At 54.2% G+C, this 1,401-nt stretch carries 1 protein-coding gene; it reads left to right on the top strand.

What is annotated here, in order from left to right:
* Positions 1–97: 97 nt before the first annotated feature.
* Positions 98–1,126, top strand: coding sequence for an IS110 family transposase (locus ACI2KA_RS26955; RefSeq protein ID WP_404505490.1), 1,029 nt, complete (start codon positions 98–100; stop codon positions 1,124–1,126).
* Positions 1,127–1,401 lie beyond the last annotated feature (275 nt).

Raw genomic sequence — 1,401 nt, 5'->3', positions numbered from 1 at the left:
TCTGCCAAAGTAGATGGGATGGTTGCCGCCCTCCCCAAACGGCATCGCAATGTGCCAAAAAGGTGGTGTTGAGACCACGAAACAGAGAGAGCGGCAAATGAAGGATACAGTGATTGGGGTTGATCTGGCAAAGAATATCATCGTGCTTCATGGAACATCGATGACGGGCGAATTGCGATTTCGAAAGAAGCTGTCGCGCGGTCAGTTCGTTCAATTCATGCAGCGTCAGCCGGCAGCCGTTGTTGTTCTGGAGGCTTGTGGCAGTGCGCACTACTGGGCACGGGAATTAACGGCCTATGGCCACGAGGTGAAGCTAATTGCACCGCAATATGTCCGCCCGTTTGTCAAACGCCAGAAGAACGATATGGCCGACGCCGAAGCGATCACGATTGCGGCACGCCAACCGGAAATGCGGTTTGTAGAACCCAAAACGCGGGATCAGCAAGCAAGGGCTGTTCTGTTCCGAGGACGGGAGCGGCTTGTTCATCAGCGTACCGAGCTGGTGAATGCCTTGCGAGCCATGCTCTACGAATTTGGACAAATCGTTCCGCAAGGTATCGGCCATATTAAGCGTATTGATGCGATTATCCGCGATGAAGCTATAGACTTGCCGGATATAGTGCGGGAAGAATGCCGGGATTTACTCGCGCAGATCAACGAAAAGACGACCCGCATCGAGGAGAAGATGGTACAACTGACCAGTGCCTCCAGAGATAGTGCCGCTGCACAACGCCTCCAGACCATGCCCGGTGTCGGCCCAATGATAGCGCTGGCGATTGAAGCATTTGCACCGGCAATGACGACATTCCGGTCCGGTCGTGATTTTGCCGCCTGGCTTGGGCTTGTACCACGGCAATTCTCTTCTGGCGGGAAGGAGCGGCTTGGCCGCGTGTCGAAGGCGGGACAGGCTGACATACGCAGGCTTTTGATCATCGGTGCAATGTCGCATGTAAGAGTGGCGAACCGGAAACCGGCGGCATCAGGTTCATGGCTTGCTCGAATGTTGGCGCGCAAACCGAAAATGCTCGTTGCCATTGCACTGGCGAACAAGATGGCGCGGAGAATCTGGGCCATGCTGACGAAACAGGAAGATTACCGGGAACAAGCGTTGTCAGTAGCGGCATGATCCATGCCGTGCTGAACACGCTGATGCTGGTGAAAGAGGTGTGAGAAGTCGATGACTTGAATGGGCGCAACGATCGAACCGATCTGGATCAGGAAAACCAGTTAGCACTATGAGCTTCGTAGCTCGGAAAGTAGATTTGGGCCCGATCCGCAGATCACCATACTGGCCAGCGGTCTTTCGAAATGCCGCAATTAAAGGCCTGACAGAAGACCGCACTCGATCACACGTTCATATGGGCAAAAACTTCTTGCATAACGGGCGGCAACCACAGAAGT

Source organism: Agrobacterium sp. NPDC089420 (genome assembly GCF_044900305.1).
Lineage (GTDB): Bacteria > Pseudomonadota > Alphaproteobacteria > Rhizobiales > Rhizobiaceae > Agrobacterium.
This window is presented reverse-complemented; position numbering and strand designations above follow the sequence as displayed.

Bases quoted from the DNA above. Each gene is read 5' to 3' on its own strand.
- ACI2KA_RS26955 (WP_404505490.1), top strand. From the start codon at position 98: ATGAAGGATACAGTGATTGGGGTTGATCTGGCAAAGAATATCATCGTG.